Below are 17,870 nucleotides of genomic sequence, written 5' to 3'. Positions count from 1 at the left end.
AAACTCGCTACCGTTGCTTAGCGCTGGTCGCGAGGCACAAATGGACGCAGGGTTTCACCAGTGTAAAGCTGGCGTGGACGGTAGATCTTTGAAGTTGGATCTTCAATGAGCTCACGGTACTGAGCAATCCAGCCTGGTAGACGGCCCATAGCGAAGAGGACGGTAAAGAAGTCCGTTGGGAATCCCATTGCGCGGTAGATAAGGCCAGTATAGAAGTCAACGTTTGGATACAGGCGACGGCTAATAAAGTAATCGTCAGCCAGCGCAATTTCCTCAAGGTTCATGGCGAGTTCGAGGGTGTCATCTCCGCCGAGCTTTTCAATGACCTCATGTGCAGTCTTCTTAATAATGGCTGCGCGAGGATCGTAGTTCTTGTATACGCGGTGACCAAAGCCCATTAGGCGAACGCCAGGTTCCTTGTTCTTCACGCGGTTCATAAAGTCAGTGGCGTCACCACCATTAGCCTTGATTTCATCAAGCATTTCCAAAACAGCTTGGTTTGCGCCACCATGTAGCGGGCCGGAAAGCGCATTGATACCAGCAGCCACTGCCACAAACATATTTGCTTGCGAGGAAGCAACCATGCGAACGGTGGAAGTAGAACAGTTTTGCTCGTGATCGGCGTGCAGGATAAGCAACTGATCAAGGGCTTTGACTAGTAGCGGATCAACCTCGTATGGCTCGGTTGGGAAGCCGAACATCATGCGGAGGAAGTTCTCCCGAGCATTGAGCGAGTTATCTGGGTACATATATGGCTCACCATTGCGTGCACGGTGAGCATATGCCGCCAGCATTGGGACCTTGGCCATAAGTCGGACGGTGGCCTTTTCCAGGTGCTCTGGATTCAGCGGATTCAAGGAATCCTGGTAGTAGGTTGAAAGAATATTCAGGGATGAAGCGAGCACAGCCATTGGGTGTGCATTACGTGGGAACACGCTAAATTGCGCCTTGAAATCCTCATCCAGGAGGGTGTGGTGGCGAACGTCGTCATTGAACTTCAGAAGCTGTTCCTGGGTTGGAAGCTCACCTTTGATAAGGAGGTAAGAAACCTCGTTAAAGGTGGCGTGCTCGGCAAGATCTTCAATGGCGTAACCACGGTAGCGGAGGATGCCTTTATCACCATCAATATAGGTGATCTTGGACTCGGTGGAACCGGTGCTCACATAGCCGGGGTCATAGGTGACAAGGCCGGTTTCGCTCAACAATTTACCCAGGGCAATACCATCATTACCTTCGGCAGCTTTGAGGATGTCCATTTCGAACTCACCACCGGGGTAGTGAAGTATCGCCTTATCCTTGTTATCAGTAGCCACTATTTACCTTTCGAACGTAGGTTTCAAGGCCCTTACCCAGCGTTTGCGCCAACCGCCGATCCATTACCTCTGGGCGAGATCCCCGTATGGTTCAGATAAAGACACACGCATTTCACACCTGGCGGGCATGCCTACAACCTATACCGGTATTGCTGTTTTAGCCACACGGTTGTGCTTGAATTAGCGAACCTTTACAGCGCGCTGGAGCCATAAAAGAAAGACTCACAAAATGAACACCCTTCCAATAATGCGCCTCATATATTTGACAAAAAATGAAGTAAAAAACCACTTTGCGGTACCGTTTTTGCACGATAACCCAGTTCATAGCCCTAGAAAAAAGAGAGTGTCACAGAATTTTCCAAACTCTGTGACACAGAATACAAAGCACCTTCATCACCTGTGGTGCCACTACTGCAAATAAAAGAAGTTCAAAAAAGTAAATCTTTGCAAGATTTACTTTTTACCCTCACCACCTACCCCCGCTACACCCCAAGATGCTTCCCAATGCTCTCCGGGTTGGAGGTATATCAACCCAACACCGGTACGTAACGCATTTGGTGGGCATGTCATTGGCTCAATAGCTACTGCCCTGCCGCGCCCTGGGAAATCAGGTGCCGTATACACCTGGACCCAACCAAACGATCCGTCAAACCAAAGTTTCGAACCAGTATTACGAGAGTTCATTACAGAACACTCGATCTTTGCGGCTTTGGCTACAGTAAATGCATCATCAAGCCACGTCCCAGCCAACGGCCGATTCTGTAAGTCAAATTGGGTTCCTGCCACAGAAGCCAGTGGACCACACGGTAGGTTTCGATCAGGGTCTAACGGAAGCCGTTCGCTGGCTGGTACATGGAGGGTACAGTCATTAAGCGGCGCATCTTGGGCGTTAATGTATGTGTGCACACCAATTCCAAAAGGAATATGGTGGCGGGACATATTAGTTACCCGGGTTGTACAGGCAAGGCCGTCGTCACTGAGTTGATAATGGTTTTCAAACTTCATTCGCCAGGGCCACCCAGATTGAGGCTCTAACATATATTCCAGGTGAGCCGAATCTGGTGTAGCAGCTTTTACCTCCCATTCTGCATTTCCAATAAATCCGTGAATCGCGTTATTTCGTTCAGGTTCATTGATTGGTAACCGGTAGATGTGTCCACGGTGGGAGAAGATTCCGTCTGCGGTTCGGTTGGGCCACGGTCCGAGCATTACTCCGCAGGCGAGTGGCGCGGGGGTTCCTGCCGCATATGTATCAGTCAGGTTTTTCCCACCTAATGTAAGACCACGTATGCCACCACCAAGGCTTGTGATCCAGGCATGATATCTCCCACTTTTGAGGGCAATGTCAGCAGTCATATTCCCAGGGTACGCCGAATCGATGCGTAGGGGACTAAAGTAGTGGGCACCCTTTGTACGCTCACAGAAAGTGTCTTCGCTTCGACATGTCCGAGTTCCCCTCTCTCCCACAAGAACTTCTTCCCGTCGATGGCCGCTTCGGCTGTGGCCCGTCCAAAGTTCGCGCCGCACAGGTGCAAGCCATCGTTGATGGACAGTCCACAATTATGGGCACATCTCACCGTCAACCTGCGGTAAAGAATGTTGTTGGATCGATCCGTGAAGGTCTCAGCAATCTATTCCAACTTCCTGATGGTTATGAGATTATTTTGTCATTGGGTGGCGCCACCGCGTTCTGGGATTCTGCAACCTTCGGGTTAATCGAAAATAAGTCCGGGCATCTTTCATTTGGTGAATTTTCAGGCAAATTCGCTTCGGCGGCGAAAAAAGCACCATGGCTCGCCGAACCCACAATCGTTTCCGCAGAACCAGGCGACGCCCCCGCACCACAGGCGATGGAGGGCTGTGATCTCCTTGGCTGGGCTCATAATGAAACTTCCACCGGCGCTATGGCTGAAGTAATTCGCCCGGATGGCGACGCCCTGGTGGCTATCGACGCTACATCAGGTGCAGGTGGTCTGCCGGTAGATATTTCCCAAACCGATGTGTACTACTTCTCTCCGCAGAAATGTTTTGCTTCAGATGGTGGTTTATGGTTTGCCGCTATGAGCCCAGCTGCGATTGATCGCATCGCCAAGATTCATGCATCTGATCGTTTTATCCCAGCGTTTTTAAGCTTGCAAACAGCCGTGGATAATTCCCGCAAGAATCAGACCTATAACACTCCAGCTGTAAGCACCCTTCTGCTTATGGATAATCAAGTCCAGTGGATGAACGCCAATGGTGGCCTAGCCGGCATGGTGGAGCGCACCACCGCGTCGTCGAAAAGCTTGTATACCTGGGCCGATGCCCGTCCTGAAGCTTCCTGCTATGTCACCGACCCCGCAAAACGTTCCCTCGTGGTAGGCACCATCGATTTCGCAGACACTATCGACGCCGCGAAAATCGCCAAGACCCTGCGTGCTAACGGCATCGTCGATGTGGAGCCTTACCGCAAGCTTGGCCGCAACCAACTGCGCATTGGTATGTTCCCTGCCATCGACTCCGCCGACATCGTCACGCTCACCAAAGCAATCGATTATATTCTCGATTCCGGCATCGCCGCAGCCGACTAATACCTCCCTAATGTGTGCGAAAGTGCCTGTTCTAGCATTGGATGCCGGAATGGGTACTTCGCCTTTTCCAATACCTTTGGAATCGCTTTGCAGGAACTTAGTGCAAGTTCCTGTGCACCCTGCTCACCTAGCAATAGTTTCGGCGCAAATTTTGGGGTTGGGGCAATACTTGGACGGCGTGTAATACTGCCAAGTGTTCGCGCAAAAGTCTTTTGCTGCACCGGATTTGGGGATACTGCATTCACCGGTCCAGAAATCGCACTATTAAGCGAAACGAAGCAATAGGTTCGAATAAGATCCTCAATGCCTATCCAGGGCAGCCACATGTCACCGCCCGCCAATGGCCCACCCAAACCGGCAAAATACAACGGCAATTGTGCACCCAAAATGCCGCCCCGCGCCGAAAGCACCAGTCCGGTTCTCACCCGAACAACCCGCACCCCAAACTTTTCAGCTTCGCTTGCTTCACGTTCCCAGTCTTTACATACATGGGCAAGAAAATCATCCCCAGGCTCAGCGTCTTCCGAAACATTTTCGACGTCGCGCCCATACCACCCCGTCGCCGAAGCCGATACCAGGGTTCGAGGACCACCTTGATCAATAACGGTACGCATCGCCTCTACTAAAGTGCGCGTCGAGTCGATACGCGAATGGTAGACCCGATCTTTATGCTCCTCAGTAAACCTGCCAGCGATTGGGGCGCCCGCAAGATGAATAACAATATCCACTCCTATGAGTTCATTTGCATCAAGAAACCCATTTGCTGGATCCCAAACAATTTCCTCCTGCGCACCGCTAGATTTCCGAACTAGCCGCCGAACCTTATGGCCCATTGAACGTAATAGTGCGGAAAGCTCCGTCCCCACCAATCCGGTCACGCCAGAAATTGCAAAGGTTTTCTGATCCCTTTCCGAGACATATTCCCGCATAAAATCTTGGAACTCTAGATCCGCTTCGGTTTGTTCCGTGCGATACGCAAACATCCGTCGAAGTTGAGCATTCACACCCTGTTCAGTAAGCGCTTGCAAACGTTCCGGAAGCGCACGAACGATAAATTCCAGTGGCATTTCATAGCTCACTTTATCGCGAACAATAGTTTTATTTTCCTTAGTGTTTTCAAATTCATGTTCGTGAATCCATGAGCGCATTGGTCCAGATCGCATCTCATCAACAAATCGTTCATGAGGTTGAAGAACCGTGTGCTCTGCCACCCACCGTGCACCTAGATTTTTATGCGATAGCGCCTGTGCCCACGGTGGTCCCATTACAAATTCCGTCTGTGAACCAGGTGAAAACCCGGCTGTGGGCTCTTTCACCACAGTGGCCGCCCAATCAGGCGTTAAGCGCACTACGGTACCTGGAGATTCGTAATAGTTATGCACATCACTCAATGGGTAATCAAACACTGCTTCGTTATAAAAGTGGAATGCCATTGTTTCTCCTAATATTTTGCTGATACGACCATGCCAAAATCTATAACACTGACATGGTGGCAAGTTTATTGAATTTCCTGACTTGCAAAATCGATTACGGGTTTGACGGCGATTTAGCCCACAGGTAGCAAGAAATTCGCGTTATTGTGGATACATCTACCCCAAGTGGGTGTATCACAACGTTGCTATTACGAGCCTTTGAGGAGAATCATGCGCGAGCTGCACCTTGTCGCACACGAGTCAAACGCCACATCTCTGGTGTTGTGTGCTGAGGATTCCGGCGAGCAATTCTTCCTTGCCGTAGACGATTCGCTATTAGAAATCCTTACCGCCCCAACCCCACAAACATTTGAACCACAGGAAGCTACACCAGAACCAGTCGAAGAGCCAGACGACAGCCCACCTCCCGAACCGCCAATCGAACAAATCCCCGTTCCACAACAGGACCCAGAACAACACCGCTCGGGCCCACTTACAATGCGACCCCGCGAGATCCAAGAGCGTATCCGCGGCGGGGCGTCGATAAGCGAAATAGCAGAAGCCATCGGCGTGCGCGAATCCCGAATCGAGCCTTTTGCCCACCCCATTCTTTTAGAGCGATCACGCATGGCCGAACTGGCAAAACGCGCCCTCCCCGTGCGTGATGATGGTCCAGCCTCGCTCACACTATGGGAAATCTTGGCGACCGCATTTGCTGCGCGCGAAATAGACCTGACTACTTCCAAGTGGGATTCCTACCGAGATGCCTCCGGGCAATGGGTCGTTCGCGTGAGTTGGCAATCCGGCATATCCGAAAACACTGCCGAATGGTCGTATCACCCCAAAGGCACCGCAGCCTCCCCCACCGTTGTCGCCCGAAACGCTAGTGCAGCAGACCTTATCGATCCTCAGTTCTCACGACCAGTCCGCAGCCTCCCACATTTTGACGTACCCACCACCAACGAGCAGACCGCTCCGATCCCAATCGTGAATGAGGAACCCCAACAGCACGGCGATGGAATCCTCGAAAGCGACGAGAAAATACGGCCGCAACCAGCGAAAACGCCGGAGCCTAAGCGACGTCGAAAAGCAGTAACACCACATTGGGAAGACGTGCTCCTCGGGGTGCGCACCAACACCAAGCGCCCCAGGAGCTGACGCATGCCCGCACCCCACCAGGCAGTAGTGACCATCTGGTTCGTTACCGCCGCCAACCCCGCGCGCGTACTCGCCGCCGAACCAAAAGCCGACCGGGGCTTCGGTCGGAAATATCTTGCACAACTGAACCCGCGGTGGCCGATCACGATTTTCGGACAGTTCCCCTTGAACCGATCCGCCAAAACCTCCCGCGGTGAGTACTATATCGGCGGTTACCCAGGTGTCACCGTGGTACAAACAATCCTCGATCAAGCTCACGAACTTTCGAACCTCAGTCCGAGACTATTAAAGTCTCTCCCCGCCACCGACATCTACGTCTTCGCCGTAAATGAACACACTGGCCTCGGCGGCATTGCCCACTGGCGCGCCGGACAACTCAAACGCGCCCTCTGCGCACGCCGCACTCGCGTCTACGAAGACTTCGGGGTTCCTGAACCGTTCGAAGAACCGCTGTGGGGCGGCGAGGGGCACGGAATCGAACTGCCATTCCACCCGCACGATTTGGTGAAGGCGGCGCAGCAGGGCTGGCTTGGCATTACTGACGACGGCCCGGACATCAACGTGGTTGCATACGCTATCGATGGGCGACCCGAACCGCGCATGATTCCTCCGGTAAAACCCCAGGCCATGGACCTGGAAACGTTAGTGACGCAGTCCAGCACCAAACTGGGGTTCTCATCCACAGACCCCGATTACGACGACTACGAGCTCCCCGAAAACACCCCACCCAACGAGCTCAGCCGATGGCTCGCAATCGCAAGTGAGTTCAGAACGCGCAAAACCCGAGAACTCCGCAAAACCCTCAAAGCCAAAGCCGAAGACCTCCGCTGGCGTATCCGCCACATCGACCGGCCGAAGTAGGGCCGCTGGGGCGTTGATGTTTGGGCGGTGGTGGCTGCGTGGACCCTGTGGCTATTGCGCCAAATGGTGCTGTTGTTATGCCAGGGACTTCTGGGGTCCAGTTACCGTTGCCTTTGGCGTGCACACAGCTTGGGGATCGATTGAAAATAGTGCTCGATCAATAATTAATGTCGCTTTTTACACCATGTTGTGCCCAATTTGTGCCCAATTGGTGTATTTGGCGACAAAATTTTGGCCTCAGAAGGGGTTCGGTGTCGCTTTTTACACCAATTGTCCACAAGATGGTGTTTTTGGCGACAATACCCAGGTAACCAATTGTACGCAATTCAATACTTCTCGACGGCGTGCACGTCAGCAACCCCGAAAGTGCAGGCAGTTGCAGGCGTGGCGTCGAAAAGCTAGGGTCATGAGCGCTGGGTCGTGATAGATCCATAAATGATGTCGCTTTTTACACCAATTGTCCACAACATGGTGTTTTTGGCGACAAAACCCAGGTAACCAATTGTATACAATTCAAAGCTGCGAGACTGCGCGCGCGTCAGTAACTCCAAAACTGCAGGCAGCAGCGGGCGCGGCGTCGAAAAGCAAACATCAAGGGGCGGGGGACGATGACGAACTTATAAATAATGTCGCCTAGCCCCCGCCAGCCACCATACACAACGGTGGGGTTGCGCTAGGTCGAGCGCCACTCGGCGTAGTTGTGCCCGTAACGATTGAGGCGCCGCACCACGTCACTGTATGCGATCCCGGCGAACACCTGTTTGGCAGAGTAGGACCAGACTGTGTAGCCAGCGGTGACTAGCGCGTCAAGCCGCTCCGTAGCCTTCTTTAGATTGAACTCTTGTTCGTCCACAGTTGCGCCATACTTTCCAGCGCCAGAGACTTCGATCAGAATTTTGGTGTTTTCAATTTCGAAATCCGGCCTGCGCAACACCCCGCGAGCATCCTTCACAGACACCTGCGGCAACACACTGAACAAATTTTCTTTTCGAACCTGCGCCAAGAAATACGCCTCGGCTGGGGATTCAACCCTTTCATCAGCAGCGTCGATAATACGCAAGAATGTTTTATCACCCTGCGCGGCTAGCCGAAGTTCTTCGCGCGTTACCTCCCCATTTGCCAGCAACCCACAGACCGCGATGAAGCATTCTTCGAACGTATGAAAGCGAACCAAATCAAGCGCAGTTCGCGCCCGTGACGTCAGCCAAACTTCGCCAATGTTTTCGATCTCAGCGCGCTGCAAGCGGGCGCGCAACCGTCGCCCAAAATGCGGAGCGTCTTTGCGGCTACGCACGAGGTAGTATTCGACAGGCCGCGGCGTAAACACCATATTCCACATCCTCCAAAGTACGGCCGCAGAATGCCCACCAATAATTCGAACACCCTTTCCTCCAACAGCAAGTGCTTTCAATTCGTGTTGCGACCATGGAGGCAACCCTGCGAAGTACTCAGCGTCAACATACGTGCCAGGCGCGAGTCGCTGATGGACGTCGTCCCGCGCACTACGTTGTAGTTGTCTCGCCCTAGATTTCACATTTGCAGATGCGCGTACCAATGTTTTACCAGTCAGGCTATTCCCCCGCTTCATATCCGCTAGTCTAACACATCTTCGCTGGCCAGACTACATTTACTGCAGTTATTATATTGCTCAAATTTCCCAAAGCGTACAGTGATGTGTCGATCAATGTTTAAACAAAACTTCTTAACATCGGCGCTATATTGGACTATATGGACGCCACGAGATTATCACCAAAAACTGCCTGGTCCCAAGCCCTCGGAATGACATTTGTTGCATGGATTGTGTTGGGTGTGGGCTGTTTTAATGTCGGCACAGCTTGGGTTTTTCGGCAATGGGGAGATAGTGTCCAGGGCGCTTTTATACTGGGGCTTTTGTTTTGTGTTGGTGCGGTAATTCTCATTGGGATTGTATTTGCTTTACGACGCCGCGAAGGTGAAGATTTTACAGCGCTAGGGCTCCGCACAAAAGCAGGAACAAAAGTTTGGATAATCGCAATTATTTTCGGTTTGTTGTGGGCTTCGATGACATACCTTCGCGGCGCCGATCCTTTCGAATGGACTTGGCAACGCCCGATCATGATGTTGCTTGGCCCAGTGTTAGCGTTCGGCGAAGAAATTACGTTCCGTGGTTTTATTCTCAACCGCCTACACCGCGCCAATGTTTCCAAGTGGATCCAAGTGCTGTTCACCGGTCTAACCATGGCCACCTATCACAGTTTCATTGCCTGGACTTTCTTTCCGGAAGCATTCATATTTTCGGCAATTGTGTTCAGTGTGCTTTCAATTCTTTATATTGCTGGCAATCGCAGTCTGCTGCCGCCGCTCGTGGCGCATTCACTCGTGCACGTCCTCGGCGACCCCGAACTGATGCGCGGAATCCTGGTGGTACTCACGTTGGTCCACTAACTTCATGCTTGTCGACGCCGCCACAGCACCAGCAATGCGGCCGCCACCACGCCCTGGCACAACGCACCGATGTACCAGGCCTGCGGCCCCTGTTGGTTATAGGCAAACACCAACGGCAGTAGACCATTGCACAGGTGCATTCCGCCGTGTGTTCCCGCTGCATACCAGGGATTATCGGTGAGAAGAACGACCGCACCAGCTAGCAGTCCCATGCTTAGAGGTAAGACCAAATATTCGACACGCTGCCACATGTTCTGCTGTCCGCCTTGAGAAAGCAGGTGAATGATGGTGAACGCAGCAGTCGTCCATGCGACGGTAAACCAGGGCCGGGCTTTGGTGAGGGAAAATAACCAGCCTCGGTAGATCAGCTCCTCTGGAATGCCTTGCAGGATAAACGACATACTGATGATGAACACGACGCTCAACACAATCATGGACCTGCTCATCCCACTAATTTCCTGCACGCTGGTGCCGTTTTCGGCGAGAGCTGACAGTATCAACGCGCTGATAACGGTAGGAACCGCGACAATGGCGGTGCCACCAAGCAAACCAGGGAGCATCTGCCGGAAATTGCTAAAGCCTGTGCTAGCAAATGGTTTTCGCTCAACGTGCTTCATCCAGAGCAACACCAAGATCCAACACACAGCAAGCGTAATCACCGGCGCCAGTATGTTCCCCACCAACCCGAGTGTGCTTTCACTTCGCATCACTGGCAACGCCATAAGCGGAACACGAAGGAAATTGCCAACGAGCAATATCAACAGGGCCACCACCGCACGTAATAACAATCCCCACCAGCGAAGGGTAATGCGTGGTTGGTGAGTATTCGAAGAAATCAACGATGTAGTCATATCGCGAGAATATTTCTGCGTGAAGCACGCGCGATAGTGTCTCAAGGCACATTTTTCGAGACAAAAAATCATGACCCCGGTCATGGGTCACCAGCACTACTCTGGAATTGTGACCCGTCATTGCATCGCACGAAACAGCGAGCCAGGTGGCCTTGAATCGCCACACGCGTTAGCCCGTGAAGCTCGCCCATTTTTGCGGTTCTTTATCTTTGCAGGGCTGCTTCTTTCCGCACTAACGATCGCTTGGCCCGTTCCTTGGTTTGCCGCAGCTCAGATCGCCTGTTTCCCCCTGCTACTGAGCGCATGGACGTTGTGGGTTCGCGCCGTCGATAATCAGCGACCATTGCGATTACCCTCCTGGTTGCTAGCTACCGCGCTGATGGCGGGCTCTATTTTAAGCAGTAATTCCGTGGGCATTTTCTTTATCTGGGTGGCCGCAACTGTGCTCTACATGTGCGTATCACGCACCGCAAGTTTGATGGTGTGCGCAGTTTTCGCTTTATTCATCGGCGTTGTCCATATTTCCTCCGGCGCACCAGCACGCGCCATCTTCATAGAAACATTATTCGCATTATCCGCCGGCGCGGTCAGCATAGCGCTGGCCGTGTTTTTACAACGGTACGCTCGAGAATCCGCAGAAAAACAACGTACGCTGCACCAGCTGAAGCTCGCAAACGAACAACTACGCGATCTGACACTTGCTCAGGAACGAAGCCGAATCGCCGCAGCTCTCCATGACGCGCTCGGACACAGGCTTACATCCGTGAGCATGTCACTAGAATTTGCGGAACGTTCCTGGGATAGCACACCCGAGCGAGCGAAGGAAGAAGTTGTGCACGCAAAGGAAAGCGTTATCGACGCCCTCGACGAAATGCGCACCGTCGTTCGCGCCATCCATCCCGTGCAACTTGAATCTGGTGGTTTTGTAGACACCTTGCGCAAAATCGGTGATTCTTTCGCCTCGACGGGCCTTGATGTACAGGTGCATGCCCCCTCGGAATTACAACTCGACCATGAAGTCGAACGCGTATTACTCGCCGCTACCCAAGAAGCGCTGACTAATACAGTCCGGCACTCCGGGGCAGACCGCGTGGTCATAGAGTTCACCGAGGATGGCACCCTGTCGTTCGCTGACAACGGTACTGGCAATACTGCCCCATCCCTTGGTTTCGGACTGCGCTCCTTGCACGAACGCGTAGCCGAACTCGGCGGACATGTTGAAGTGGTAGATCACGGCGGCATTGAGAATGGCTTTTTGTTGAAAATTTCGGTACCGGTAGGTGTTGCATGACCAAACGAATCATCCTGGTAGATGACCATGCTTTAATGCTCCGCGGACTTTCGCTTATCTTCGAAACCATCGACGGATGCGATGTGGTTGCCACAACCACCGATGGCCGGGAAGTATCCAAGCTAATAAACGAACACCAGCCCGATGTAGTGGTAACAGACGCGGTCATGCCTGGCTTTGACGGTCTCGCCGTGGTCACCGAATGCGCACGCCTCCACCCAGAGGTGCCGGTGCTCGTACTCACCACCTTCGACGATGCTTCCCTGGTGCGCTCGCTTATCGACGCCGGGGCCGCTGGCTATTTACTCAAAGACGTCTCCGCAGAACACTTATTCGAGGCAATTCAAGCGGCCGCTGAAGGCGGAATTGTCCTCGATCCCCGCATCGCGCGAATCGTACATAGACGCAATTCTGGCACTTCAAAAGTACGTGGCATTATGACGCTCACCCGGGCAGAACGCGCTGTAGCCGAGCTGGTCGCGCAGGGGGCGAACAACAAGCAGATCGCGGCGCAACTCTTCCTCGCCGAGGGAACGGTGAAGAATCATGTGTCTCATCTATTACGAAAACTCGATGCCGCCGACCGCACCGTCCTCGCCTTGAAACTCGCAAAATCATTCGGTTATTTAAATGGCGGACCTGGACACGGCGCGTGAGGAACTCAGCGTCATTCCGGCGCCATGGACTTCATCCGCTCATAGAACGCAATTGCGGCGGCAGTGGCAAGATTCAGCGAATCAGTCCCCTCACTCATGGGAATACATGCTCGAATATCTGTGGCTCGCATCGCGTGCTCAGTTAACCCCGGGCCCTCGGCACCTACAAGCAACCCCACCGGTTTGTTCGATACAGGAGTCAGCGCTTCGGACAGCGTTGTTTTGGTGTTCGGGGTAAGCGAGACCAAGTGGAATCCGCGTCCTTTCAGCAGTTCAAGACTACGCTGCCAGGTCGTTGTTGTGCCGCCCAGGTGTGCGAATGGTAAGCGAAGAACATGCCCCATGGAAACTCTAACCACTCGGCGATACAACGGATCCGCACACCCAGCACCGAACAAAATTGCGTCAACACCCAGGCCGGCGGCATTGCGAAACAACGCACCAACGTTCTCATGATTTCCGACCCCTTCGAGGATCACAACAGTGTTCGCACGTTCAATTACTTCTTCGACACTTAACGACGGCGCGCGGTCCGCCGCTGCTACCAGCCCTCGGTGCATATCAAACCCAGCGACCTTGGCTAATGTTTCCCGAGTTACCTCATACACCGGAACCCCAGGATCACCGTAGGTTTCGAGGAAGCTCTCGAGCTTTGCGCCAAAACCTACGATCATTCGAACAGGAAAACGCGATTCGAGGAGCCGCGAGATTACAAGTGGCCCCTCCCCTATGACCAAGCCCTTGCCACCAGGCAGATCAGACCGTAAGTTCGAGTGATTCAAGTTCCGAATATCGTCGAGCCGCGGGTCTGTAGGGTCAGATAGAAAGATTGATTCCACAGAGCTGAAGCTTAATACAATCTCCCCCTATGACGACGCCGAAACGCCGGTCGTAGATTCTAACACTTCCGTACCTTATATCGCTTTTGCGCCCCCACTAACCAATTGCACACAATTCAATACTTCTCGACGGCGCGCACGTCAGCAACCCAAAAAGCACAGGCAGAGGTGGGCGCGGCGTCGAAAAGCTAGAGTCGCGAGCGCCAGAACTTGATGATCATATAACCAATGTCGCTTTTTACACCATGTTGTGCCCAATTGGTGTTTTTGGCGACAAAATTTTGGCTCCAGAATGGGTCCGGTGTCGCTTTTTACACCAATCGCGCACAAGATGGTGTTTTCGGTGACAAAACCCAGGTAACTAATTGTACGCAATTCAAAGCCCCTCAACCGAAGCCGAAGGATTGAGGGGCTAGTTACGCAATGTGTTTAGTTCAGCACGGTAAGCAATGGGTCGACAGCAAAGTAAATCATGAACAGTACTGAAATGAGCCACAGCAACCAGTGGACTTGCTTCGCCCTACCCGCGGCGGTTTGCATAAGCACATAGGCCACGAAACCGACGCCGATGCCGTTGGCAATCGAATAGGTGAACGGCATGATAACGATCATCAGGAACGCGGGCAGCGCGATGTGGAACTTGGTGAAGTCGATGTCTTTAATCTGGCCCATCATGAGTGCGCCAACAACTACGAGGACAGGAGCGGCCGCTTCAATCGGAACCACTGCATACAGTGGTGTGAGGAACATAGCGGCGATAAATAGCAAACCTGTAATCACGTTAGCCAAGCCAGTGCGCGCGCCGTCGGCAATGCCAGCGGCGGAGTCAATATACACGGTGTTCGATGATGCAGACACCGCGCCACCGACGATTGCACCAGCGCCTTCGACGACCAGTGCGCTCTTCATATTTGGAAGATTGCCCTCTTCATCCACGAGACCAGCCTGCTTACCAAGGGCGGTCATCGTGCCCATAGCGTCGAAGAAGTTAGCTAACACCAGGGTGAAGAGCAACAACGCGGCAGCAAGGGCGCCAATCCGGCCGAATGCACCAAAAAGATCCACCGCACCTACGAGCGAAAGATCGGGCAAACCACCGATAGAGTTCGGCAACTCAGGAACCGCAAGCGACCAGCCAACCGGAACCGGCTTGCCGTCCACGAATGAAGGTCCAGCGCCAGTCAACGCCTCAACGATCATGGCGATAATCGTGGTCACTACGATGCCGATAAATAGGCCGCCGCGAACGTTACGCGCAACCAGCACGCCACAAATGATCAAACCGATCACAAATACGAATGTGGGCCAGGAACTAATGGATCCATTAATGCCTAGCCCTACTGGAACTGTTGTTCCCGCCGAGTCTGGGATGCGACGCACAAAACCAGCGTCCACCAGGCCAATCAACGAAATAAACAACCCAATACCCACGCCCATCGCGGCTTTCAGTTCGCTTGGGATGGCGTTAAATACCGCAACGCGGAAGCCAGAAATAGCGAGGGCGACAATCACCAGGCCGTCGAGGACAACAAGTCCCATTGCTTCTGGCCATGTCAAGCCTTCCGCACGCACGAACGTCACTGCCACCAGGGTGTTAATGCCCAGGCCAGTGGCAATACCGAATGGATAGCGGGCAAGAAGCCCGAAAGCGATGGTCATCACACCGGCAGCCAGGGCAGTCACTGCCGCAACTTGGGGCACTCCCAGCGCGTTACCGTTCATGTCTTCGACGGTGCCAATGATCAGCGGGTTGAGGATAATGATGTAGGCCATGGCGAAAAAGGTCACCACACCTGCTCGAATCTCAGTTCCAACGGTGGATCCGCGTTCTGAGATATGGAAGAAACGATCGAGTGATCCCGATGGTTTTGCTACGCGATTGCTCGCAGTCATAGCTCTGTTCTCCGTAGGCTCAATAAAGAATGAGGGGCCACGGTTACAATGTCATTGCAAGTAGGGTTCCGGCAAATGGAACCGAATTACCTCCCACATGTATAGCTTCCATGACTCGCATCCTTTTAATTGATAACCACGATTCTTTTACCCATTTACTTGGGGATTTAGTATGGCGCGCCGTCGGAATTCGGCCAAAAATTGTGCCAAATAATTCTCCCGAACTTGATACCTCTACAATCGCCGAGGCGGATCTTATTGTTGTCTCTCCTGGCCCTGGTCATCCTGGCAATCCGGAAGACATCGGCGGCTCCGCACTCGCGATCGCGCAAACAGAAACTCCAGTCATTGGCGTTTGTCTTGGACATCAAGCAATTGCATTGGCAGCAGGCGCTGTGGTGGATCGCGCACAAATGCCAATGCACGGCCTCCATAGCAAGGTTTTACACAATGAAAAAGGTGTGTTTGCGGGTATACCTTCCCCAATGAATGTTGTGCGTTATCACTCATTAGATGTCTCTTCGCCAACGCACCGACTCGAAGTATTGGCATATGCCGAAGACGGCACCATCATGGCGCTGCGACGGCTGGATGCGCCGCAATGGGGCGTGCAATTCCATCCGGAATCAATCGGCACTACGCACGGTGTTCGACTGATGCAAAATTTGATCGAGGCAACCGGATGTTTGAAGGACACCACAACATGGGTGCGCCACGCCATCGATCCCGTCGATTTTCCTGCGTTAGCACGGTATTGGTCCACCCAATATCCGCACCTGGTTTGGCTCGATAGCGAGGTCAGCCTGCTTGCCGTGGGCAGAACAACCGTTCATCCATCCCAAATTCCGCAGGGCCGCTTGCGGGCGGATAGCTGTTCGGCTGGCGTGGATTTTATCCCCGGCGCACTTGGCGCCTTGACGTATGAGGCATCCGGAGGATGGGATGGCGCGACTTCGAATCAAATTGCGGACCACGAACGTTTTATCGTTCCCGAGATTGTGGTGCAACGCGATCACCAAGGGACGTACTTGCTCACCAAAGATGGCAGTGATGCGCAACTCCCAGATCTACCACCGGCGATAGAAGTCCCCCAACCACCCCCACACTCCCCCATTCAAATGTTCGATACCCCCGAGGAGTATCACGCAAAGGTGGCCGCTTGTCAGGACTTTATCCGACGCGGCGAAAGCTACGAACTATGCCTGACCACCGCGGCGTCGACACGCACAGATATGCGACCGATTGATCTCTACCTGAGGCTGCGAAATCTCGCCCCAGCGCCGATGGCGGGCTATCTCCAGCACCCTGATGTTGCAGTGCTTTCTGCCTCGCCAGAGCGGTTTTTGTCGGTGCGCGGCGGGGTTGTCACCGCCTCACCAATCAAGGGGACTCGCCCTCGAGGTCGTAATGACACAGAGGATCTACAGCTCGTGGAAGAACTCGCTGCCAGCGAAAAAGACCGCGCGGAAAACATTATGATTGCGGACCTGCTGCGAAATGACCTTTCACGAACATGCATTCCTGGAACGATTGAGGTCCCAGAGTTATGTGTTGTGCATACCTTTGCGCGCGTGCATCAATTGGTTTCCACGATTACGGGTCGGCTGCCGTATGGGACACCAGGTTTTCGGGCCGCGTTGTCGGCGTTCCCCGGCGGCTCGATGACGGGCGCTCCAAAACAACGTTCGATGGATATCTTGGCGGATATTGAAGGGCGCCCGCGCGGTTACTACTCGGGGTGTCTCGGTTATGTGTCCGCAAACGGGGATTGTGATTTTAGTATTTTAATTCGCACGGCGGTACACAAAGACGGCGTTTTGTCCTATGGTGCTGGTGGGGCAGTTACCCTGCTCAGCGACCCCGAAGAAGAGTACAACGAGGTGGTAGTGAAGATGCTGCCATTTCGGTTGTTGCTCGGAGAGGAATCATGAGAGCCACGAGCTTTCGGCTTGTCGACGGCCGCGTCCGCAACCTCACCGGCCACCTTCAACGTTTACGACTCGACGAAAAGCAACTCGCAAAAGTCCGCACAACACTTCGCAATGCCGGTCCTGGCACTTATAACCCGATTATTCGAGCCACTGGTTCCTCTGTGGAGGTTGATATCCGGCCCGATCGACCCATAAAACCCCAAATCGTCCTTGATGCCCACCCTCACCAGGACCAGCGCCTTATCCCCACCGTCAAAGGCCCAGACTTAGGCTGGTTGGCCACCCGCATGGATATTTCTCGACGCCGCGGCTGCGATGAAGGTTTACTCGCCCATAACTGCAAACTTATTGAAGCGATTCATTCCGCCATTATCGTATTCCACAACAACACGGTCTTATGGAGTGTCCACGCACGTGCCCTCCCATCAACGACCGCAGCTCAAATTCTTCCCCTTCTGCAAGCACATGGTTACCAATTAAAACCTGTAAATGGCTATGCCATGCACCAACTCCGTGACGGCGAACTTTGGTTAGCAAATGCGTTTTCCGGCATTCGATGCGTTTCCGCATGGATGGAATACGGCGCACTCGAACCAGCACACACTGGTTTTGCGCCAGATATTGCTGAAGCGAATACGTGGTTATGGGAGCAAGCAGAAGAAGTGTAGTTC

Annotated in this window: 15 protein-coding genes; 8 read left to right on the top strand and 7 right to left on the bottom strand. The window is 53.2% G+C overall.

Annotated elements, in window-relative coordinates; translation table 11 throughout:
- Nucleotides 1–17 precede the first annotated feature (17 nt).
- Entirely contained in the window at nucleotides 18–1,256 is a 1,239-nt protein-coding gene (locus CFREI_RS03500) for a citrate synthase (RefSeq protein WP_051256059.1), read from the bottom strand.
- Between the two features lie 510 nt (nucleotides 1,257–1,766).
- The gene (locus CFREI_RS03495; protein WP_027013099.1) at nucleotides 1,767–2,669 is read right to left on the bottom strand and encodes an aldose 1-epimerase family protein; all 903 of its coding nucleotides are present in this window, start codon (nucleotides 2,667–2,669) and stop codon (nucleotides 1,767–1,769) included.
- A gap of 86 nt (nucleotides 2,670–2,755) precedes the next feature.
- Here CFREI_RS03495 and serC point away from each other — a divergent pair, with 86 nt between their 5' ends.
- On the top strand, nucleotides 2,756–3,883 hold the full coding sequence (serC, locus tag CFREI_RS03490) for a phosphoserine transaminase (RefSeq protein WP_027013098.1): 1,128 nt from the start codon (nucleotides 2,756–2,758) through the stop codon (nucleotides 3,881–3,883).
- Here the strand turns inward: serC and CFREI_RS03485 are convergent.
- A complete protein-coding gene (locus tag CFREI_RS03485; RefSeq protein WP_035112296.1) occupies nucleotides 3,880–5,316 on the bottom strand; it encodes a TIGR01777 family oxidoreductase in 1,437 nt (478 codons plus the stop codon). The genes serC and CFREI_RS03485 overlap by 4 nt on opposite strands.
- Nucleotides 5,317–5,526: 210 nt before the next feature.
- Here CFREI_RS03485 and sepH point away from each other — a divergent pair, with 210 nt between their 5' ends.
- Together sepH and CFREI_RS03475 are read left to right on the top strand one after the other, a co-directional pair.
- Nucleotides 5,527–6,453 carry a septation protein SepH gene (sepH, locus tag CFREI_RS03480; protein WP_027013096.1) on the top strand — a complete coding sequence of 309 codons (927 nt, stop codon included), beginning with the start codon at nucleotides 5,527–5,529 and terminating at the stop codon, nucleotides 6,451–6,453.
- Between the two features lie 3 nt (nucleotides 6,454–6,456).
- The gene (locus CFREI_RS03475; protein ID WP_027013095.1) at nucleotides 6,457–7,314 is read left to right on the top strand and encodes a DUF6928 family protein; all 858 of its coding nucleotides are present in this window, start codon (nucleotides 6,457–6,459) and stop codon (nucleotides 7,312–7,314) included.
- A 673-nt stretch (nucleotides 7,315–7,987) separates the two neighbouring features.
- On the opposite strand, the gene CFREI_RS03470 is transcribed toward CFREI_RS03475, so the two are convergent.
- Nucleotides 7,988–8,902, bottom strand: coding sequence for a hypothetical protein (locus CFREI_RS03470; RefSeq protein ID WP_027013094.1), 915 nt, complete (start codon nucleotides 8,900–8,902; stop codon nucleotides 7,988–7,990).
- A gap of 140 nt (nucleotides 8,903–9,042) precedes the next feature.
- On the opposite strand from CFREI_RS03470, the gene CFREI_RS03465 reads away from it, so the two are divergent.
- Nucleotides 9,043–9,738, top strand: a complete 696-nt coding sequence (locus tag CFREI_RS03465) for a CPBP family intramembrane glutamic endopeptidase (protein ID WP_051256025.1) — start codon at nucleotides 9,043–9,045, stop codon at nucleotides 9,736–9,738.
- A 2-nt stretch (nucleotides 9,739–9,740) separates the two neighbouring features.
- Here the strand turns inward: CFREI_RS03465 and CFREI_RS03460 are convergent, their stop codons facing one another.
- Complete coding sequence (locus CFREI_RS03460) at nucleotides 9,741–10,589, bottom strand: CPBP family intramembrane glutamic endopeptidase (protein WP_169719167.1); 849 nt, start codon at nucleotides 10,587–10,589, stop codon at nucleotides 9,741–9,743.
- A 109-nt stretch (nucleotides 10,590–10,698) separates the two neighbouring features.
- Here CFREI_RS03460 and CFREI_RS03455 point away from each other — a divergent pair, with 109 nt between their 5' ends.
- Nucleotides 10,699–11,880, top strand: coding sequence for a sensor histidine kinase (locus CFREI_RS03455; RefSeq protein WP_169719166.1), 1,182 nt, complete (start codon nucleotides 10,699–10,701; stop codon nucleotides 11,878–11,880).
- Complete coding sequence (locus CFREI_RS03450) at nucleotides 11,877–12,536, top strand: response regulator transcription factor (RefSeq protein WP_027013090.1); 660 nt, start codon at nucleotides 11,877–11,879, stop codon at nucleotides 12,534–12,536. Before CFREI_RS03455 ends, CFREI_RS03450 begins: the two co-directional genes overlap by 4 nt.
- 11 nt (nucleotides 12,537–12,547) lie before the next feature.
- Here CFREI_RS03450 and CFREI_RS03445 read toward each other — a convergent pair whose 3' ends face one another.
- Nucleotides 12,548–13,375 (bottom strand): TrmH family RNA methyltransferase, encoded by an 828-nt coding sequence (locus CFREI_RS03445; RefSeq protein WP_027013089.1) that lies wholly within the window; start codon nucleotides 13,373–13,375, stop codon nucleotides 12,548–12,550.
- A 429-nt stretch (nucleotides 13,376–13,804) separates the two neighbouring features.
- Nucleotides 13,805–15,268, bottom strand: a complete 1,464-nt coding sequence (locus tag CFREI_RS03440) for an NCS2 family permease (RefSeq protein WP_027013088.1) — start codon at nucleotides 15,266–15,268, stop codon at nucleotides 13,805–13,807.
- Nucleotides 15,269–15,378: 110 nt separating this feature from the next.
- On the opposite strand from CFREI_RS03440, the gene CFREI_RS03435 reads away from it, so the two are divergent.
- Together CFREI_RS03435 and CFREI_RS03430 are read left to right on the top strand one after the other, a co-directional pair.
- Nucleotides 15,379–17,199 carry a chorismate-binding protein gene (locus tag CFREI_RS03435; protein ID WP_027013087.1) on the top strand — a complete coding sequence of 607 codons (1,821 nt, stop codon included), beginning with the start codon at nucleotides 15,379–15,381 and terminating at the stop codon, nucleotides 17,197–17,199.
- Nucleotides 17,196–17,867, top strand: coding sequence for an aminotransferase class IV (locus CFREI_RS03430; protein ID WP_051256024.1), 672 nt, complete (start codon nucleotides 17,196–17,198; stop codon nucleotides 17,865–17,867). Before CFREI_RS03435 ends, CFREI_RS03430 begins: the two co-directional genes overlap by 4 nt.
- Nucleotides 17,868–17,870 lie beyond the last annotated feature (3 nt).

Source organism: Corynebacterium freiburgense, from assembly GCF_030408815.1.
GTDB classification, from domain to species: Bacteria; Actinomycetota; Actinomycetes; order Mycobacteriales; family Mycobacteriaceae; genus Corynebacterium; species Corynebacterium freiburgense.
The sequence above is the reverse complement of the archived record's forward strand: the minus strand, read 5'-3'. Positions and strand labels throughout refer to the sequence as shown.

Excerpts from the sequence above, each read along its gene's own strand:
- CFREI_RS03500 (WP_051256059.1), bottom strand. The coding sequence starts at position 1,256 with ATGGACATCCTCAAAGCTGCCGAAGGTAATGATGGTATTGCCCTGGGT.
- CFREI_RS03495 (WP_027013099.1), bottom strand. The coding sequence starts at position 2,669 with ATGACTGCTGACATTGCCCTCAAAAGTGGGAGATATCATGCCTGGATC.
- serC (WP_027013098.1), top strand. The coding sequence starts at position 2,756 with ATGTCCGAGTTCCCCTCTCTCCCACAAGAACTTCTTCCCGTCGATGGC.
- CFREI_RS03485 (WP_035112296.1), bottom strand. The coding sequence starts at position 5,316 with ATGGCATTCCACTTTTATAACGAAGCAGTGTTTGATTACCCATTGAGT.
- sepH (WP_027013096.1), top strand. The coding sequence starts at position 5,527 with ATGCGCGAGCTGCACCTTGTCGCACACGAGTCAAACGCCACATCTCTG.
- CFREI_RS03475 (WP_027013095.1), top strand. The coding sequence starts at position 6,457 with ATGCCCGCACCCCACCAGGCAGTAGTGACCATCTGGTTCGTTACCGCC.
- CFREI_RS03470 (WP_027013094.1), bottom strand. The coding sequence starts at position 8,902 with ATGAAGCGGGGGAATAGCCTGACTGGTAAAACATTGGTACGCGCATCT.
- CFREI_RS03465 (WP_051256025.1), top strand. The coding sequence starts at position 9,043 with ATGGACGCCACGAGATTATCACCAAAAACTGCCTGGTCCCAAGCCCTC.
- CFREI_RS03460 (WP_169719167.1), bottom strand. The coding sequence starts at position 10,589 with ATGACTACATCGTTGATTTCTTCGAATACTCACCAACCACGCATTACC.
- CFREI_RS03450 (WP_027013090.1), top strand. The coding sequence starts at position 11,877 with ATGACCAAACGAATCATCCTGGTAGATGACCATGCTTTAATGCTCCGC.
- CFREI_RS03440 (WP_027013088.1), bottom strand. The coding sequence starts at position 15,268 with ATGACTGCGAGCAATCGCGTAGCAAAACCATCGGGATCACTCGATCGT.
- CFREI_RS03435 (WP_027013087.1), top strand. The coding sequence starts at position 15,379 with ATGACTCGCATCCTTTTAATTGATAACCACGATTCTTTTACCCATTTA.
- CFREI_RS03430 (WP_051256024.1), top strand. The coding sequence starts at position 17,196 with ATGAGAGCCACGAGCTTTCGGCTTGTCGACGGCCGCGTCCGCAACCTC.